Here is a 4,448-nt window from a genome sequence, read left to right as displayed (position 1 = left end):
TTACTCTGCGGCTTCTTCGTAAGCGTCCATTGGAGGGCATGTGCAGATGAGGTTTCGGTCGCCGTATGCGTTGTCGACGCGGTTTACGGGGGACCAGTATTTGTCGACGCCCATGGAGCCCGGGGGGAAGCAGGCCTGTTCGCGGCTGTAGGGCCGGTCCCAGTCGCCGACCAGATCGCGCACCGTGTGTGGGGCGTTTTTCAGCGGGTTGTTCTCGGCATCGATCTTGCCGTCGATGATGTCCTGCGCTTCCGAGCGGATCGACAGCATGGCGTCGCAGAAGCGGTCCAGCTCATCCTTGGGTTCCGATTCCGTGGGCTCGACCATCAGGGTTCCGGCCACCGGCCAGCTCATGGTGGGCGCGTGGAAGCCGGAATCGACCAGACGTTTGGCGATGTCGTCGACGCTGACATGGGCCGCCTCGTCCAGGGGTCTTGTGTCCAGAATGCACTCATGCGCCACCCGGCCTGTCTCGGACGTATAGAGGATCGGATAGGCCTCAGCCAACCGTGCGGCGATGTAGTTGGCGTTCAGGATTGCCACCTTGGTGGCCTGGGTCAGACCAGCGCCGCCCATCAGCAACACATAAGCCCATGACACCGGCAGGATCGACGGTGAGCCGAAGGGCGCTGCCGAGACCGGACCCACGGCACTGCCGTATTCCGGGTGGCCGGGCAGGTGTTCGATCAGATGCGCCTTGACGCCGATCGGACCCATGCCGGGGCCGCCGCCGCCATGCGGGATGCAGAAGGTCTTGTGCAGGTTCAGGTGGCTGACGTCACCGCCAATGTCACCGGGGCGCGACAGGCCCACCATGGCGTTCATGTTGGCGCCATCGATATAGACCTGACCGCCGTGATCATGGGTGATCTGGCAGACCTCCTGTACGGTGGTCTCGAACACGCCATGGGTCGACGGGTAGGTGATCATGCAGGCGGCCAGATGATCGGAATGCTTTTCCGCCTTGGCGCGGAAATCGTTCAGATCAATGTTGCCCTTGTCATCGGCCTGCACCGGCACCACCTGCCAGCCCACCATCTGCGCCGAGGCCGGGTTGGTGCCATGCGCCGAGGTTGGGATCAGGCAGACATTGCGGTGCCCTTCGCCGCGCGCAAAATGGTAATTGCGGATGCTCAGCAGCCCCGCATATTCCCCCTGCGCGCCCGAGTTGGGTTGCTGGGAGATCGCGTCATAACCGGTGATCTGGCACAGCTTGTCGTTCAGATCGGCAATCATCTCGTGATAGCCCTGTGCCTGATCTTCGGGGCAGAACGGGTGCAGATTGCCGAACTCGGGCCAGGTGACCGGGATCATCTCGATCGTGGCGTTCAGCTTCATCGTGCACGACCCCAGCGGGATCATCGCCCGGTCCAACGCCAGGTCGCGGTCGGCCAGACGGCGCATATAGCGCGTGATCTCGGCCTCGGCCCGGTTCTTGTGGAAGATCTCGTGGGTCAGATACTCGCTTTCGCGCAGCGCATGTTCCGGCAGGCGGTAGAGCTTGTTCGAGCTGTCATCCGCCCGATCGATGCCGAAGGCACCCCAGACGGCCTCGATGGTCTCGGGCCGGGTCTGTTCGTCCAGGCTGATGCCGACCTTGCTGTCGCCGACCTTGCGCAGGTTGACGCCGCGGGCCACGGCGGCCTCCATCACGACATTCTGCAGATGGCCGACCTCGACCGTGATGGTGTCAAAGAACACTTCCGGTTCCACGGCAAAGCCCGCCTCTTCCAGACCAGCCGCCAGGCGCGAGGTCTTGCGATGCACCGATTGCGCGATGGCCTTGATGCCATCAGGGCCATGGTACACGGCATACATCGAGGCAATCACCGCCAGCAGCGCCTGCGCGGTGCAGACATTCGAGTTGGCTTTCTCTCGGCGAATGTGTTGCTCGCGGGTCTGCAGCGCCAGGCGATAGGCCTTGTTGCCCCGGCTGTCGATGCTGACGCCGATAATCCGGCCCGGCATCGAGCGTTTCAGCTTGTCGGTGGTCGCCATATACGCCGCGTGCGGCCCGCCATAGCCCATCGGCACGCCAAAGCGCTGGGTCGATCCGATAGCGATATCCGCGCCCATCTCACCGGGGGATTTCAGCAGCGCCAGCGACAGGATGTCGGCGGCGACGATGGCGATGGCTTTATGTTCGTGCAGCGCCGCGATTTCCGATGTGAAGTCGCGCACATGGCCATGGGTGCCGGGATACTGGAAGATCGCGCCAAACACCGCGCCCGCGTCCATCGTATCCGGATCAGCCACCTGTACGTCGATGCCCAGAGGCTCGGCGCGGGTTTTGATCACCGCAATGGTCTGCGGGTGGCAGTTTTTATCGACGAAGAAAGCCGCGTTATTGGCCTTGGACCGGCCACCGCGCTTGGCCATCGCCATCGCCTCGGCAGCAGCGGTTGCTTCGTCCAGCAGCGAGGCGTTGGCCACGTCCAGCCCGGTCAGATCGCTGACCATGGTCTGGAAGTTCAGCAGCGCCTCAAGCCGGCCCTGGCTGATCTCGGGCTGATAAGGCGTATAGGCCGTGTACCAGGCCGGGTTTTCCAGGATATTGCGCAGGATCGGCGCAGGCGTGGTGGTGCCGTAATAGCCCTGACCAATCAGCGAGGTCAGAACCTTGTTCTTGCTCGCCACCTCTTTCATGTGGAACAGCGCATCGCGCTCGGTCATCGCCGGACCCCAGTCCAGCGCTTCCTTCTGTCGGATCGCAGGGGGGACGGTGGCGTCAATCAGCTGATCCAGCGTCGTGAAGCCGATCACCTTGAGCATGTCGCGCATCTCGGTCGGGCTGGGCCCGATATGGCGACGGTTGGCAAAGTCATAGGCTTCGTAATCGGTGAGTTTGAAGGCCATGTGTAGCGCTCCTCAAGGAATGTCTCGCCCAGCCGCTCTGGCAGATGCCTCCGGCGGGAGTATTTGGAAAAAGATGAAGCCCGGGGCCCGGTTTCAGGGCCCCGGAATTGAAGTTACCCGATGAAGGCCTTGTAGCCGGCTTCGTCCATCAGATCTTCCAGCTGCGACGCATCCGTGATCTTGATCTTGTAGATCCAGGCCTCGCCCTCGGGGTCGTCGTTCAGCGCGCCCGGATTGTCGGCCAGCGCCTCGTTGACCTCGACGATCTCGCCATCAACCGGCGCATAAAGCTCGGACGCCGCCTTGACGGATTCGATCACGCCAATCTCGCCACCCTTCTCGAACTCGTCGCCTGCTTCCTGCTGTTCCACGAACACCACGTCGCCCAGCTGTTCAGCCGCGTGTTTGGTGATGCCCAGCGTCGCGGTATCACCCTCGACGGTCAGCCATTCGTGCTCTTCGGAATAATAGGTTGCCATGTTGTCTCTCTCCTGACTTCAACGCTTGTAATTCTGGGTGACAAAGGGGGTGGCCACAATCTGTGCCGGTTGCGGCTTGCCCCGGATGATCAGATTCACCGCCGTGCCCGGTTCGGCATGATCCGCCGCCACATAGCCCATCGCCACAGGTCCACCGACCGTCGGGCCAAACCCGCCCGAGGTGATCTGACCGATTGTATTGCCCTGCGCGCACTGAATGTCCACGCCCTGACGCGCCGGTGCCCGGCCTTCCGGCTTGATGCCCACCAGCTTGCGCGCGGGACCCTCGGCCAGTTCTTTTTGAATGCGATCGGCCCCCGGGAACCCACCCTCTTCCTTGCGGCGTTTCTGGATCGCCCAACCCAGGCTGGCCTCGATCGGCGAGGTGCCCTGGTCGATGTCATTGCCATACAGGCACAGCCCCGCCTCCAGCCGCAGGCTGTCGCGCGCGCCCAGGCCCGCCGCCTCGCAATCCTCATGCGCCAGGAAGGCCTTGGTGATTTCTATCGCACGGTCCTCGGGGATCGAGATCTCGTACCCGTCCTCGCCGGTATAGCCCAGACGCGAGATCCGGCATTCGGCCCCCAGGATGTCGGCAACAACGGTTTCCATGAACTTCAGATCCCGCGCCGCAGGGCAAAGCGCACCCACCACATCCTCGGCCTTCGGTCCCTGCACCGCAACAAGCGCGCGGTCAAAGATCTCGATCACCTCAACCCCGTCCAGATTGTCGCGCATATGTGGAATATCCTGATGACGCAGCGCCGCGTTCACCACCACAAAGAAGTGATCCCCCGCATTCGACACGATCAGATCATCCATGATCCCGCCATCCGAATTGGTGAAAAATCCATACCGCGCCTTGCCAGGCTTCAGTGTCGCATAGGCCTGCGGGCACAGAGCCTCAAGCTTGGCACCAACATCCTCACCCCGCAGGATCACCTGACCCATATGAGACACATCAAACACCGCCGCCTTCTCACGACACTGCGCATGCTCACCCATAATCCCCAAGGGATACTGAACAGGCATCTCCCAGCCCGCAAAATCAACCAACTTCCCACCCAACTCAACATGCAAACCATGCAAAGGCGTGCGCTTAATATCCGTCAT

Annotated in this window: 3 protein-coding genes; all 3 read right to left on the bottom strand. The window is 62.1% G+C overall.

The window, feature by feature from the left end:
- On the bottom strand, nucleotides 1-2,856 hold the full coding sequence (gcvP, locus tag AC2FIC_RS20280) for an aminomethyl-transferring glycine dehydrogenase (protein WP_496693143.1): 2,856 nt from the start codon (nucleotides 2,854-2,856) through the stop codon (nucleotides 1-3).
- A 113-nt stretch (nucleotides 2,857-2,969) separates the two neighbouring features.
- Nucleotides 2,970-3,335: a glycine cleavage system protein GcvH gene (gene gcvH, locus AC2FIC_RS20275; RefSeq protein ID WP_142640419.1), complete on the bottom strand. Its 366-nt coding sequence runs from the start codon at nucleotides 3,333-3,335 to the stop codon at nucleotides 2,970-2,972.
- An 18-nt stretch (nucleotides 3,336-3,353) separates the two neighbouring features.
- Nucleotides 3,354-4,448 (bottom strand): glycine cleavage system aminomethyltransferase GcvT (gene gcvT / locus AC2FIC_RS20270; protein WP_496693144.1); only part of this gene is annotated, 1,095 nt, incomplete at its 5' end.

Source organism: Ruegeria sp. CDSC079, from assembly GCF_059610505.1.
This window is presented reverse-complemented; position numbering and strand designations above follow the sequence as displayed.

Coding starts and splice junctions, on each gene's coding strand:
- gcvP (WP_496693143.1), bottom strand. CDS start 2,856: ATGGCCTTCAAACTCACCGATTACGAAGCCTATGACTTTGCCAACCGT.
- gcvH (WP_142640419.1), bottom strand. CDS start 3,335: ATGGCAACCTATTATTCCGAAGAGCACGAATGGCTGACCGTCGAGGGT.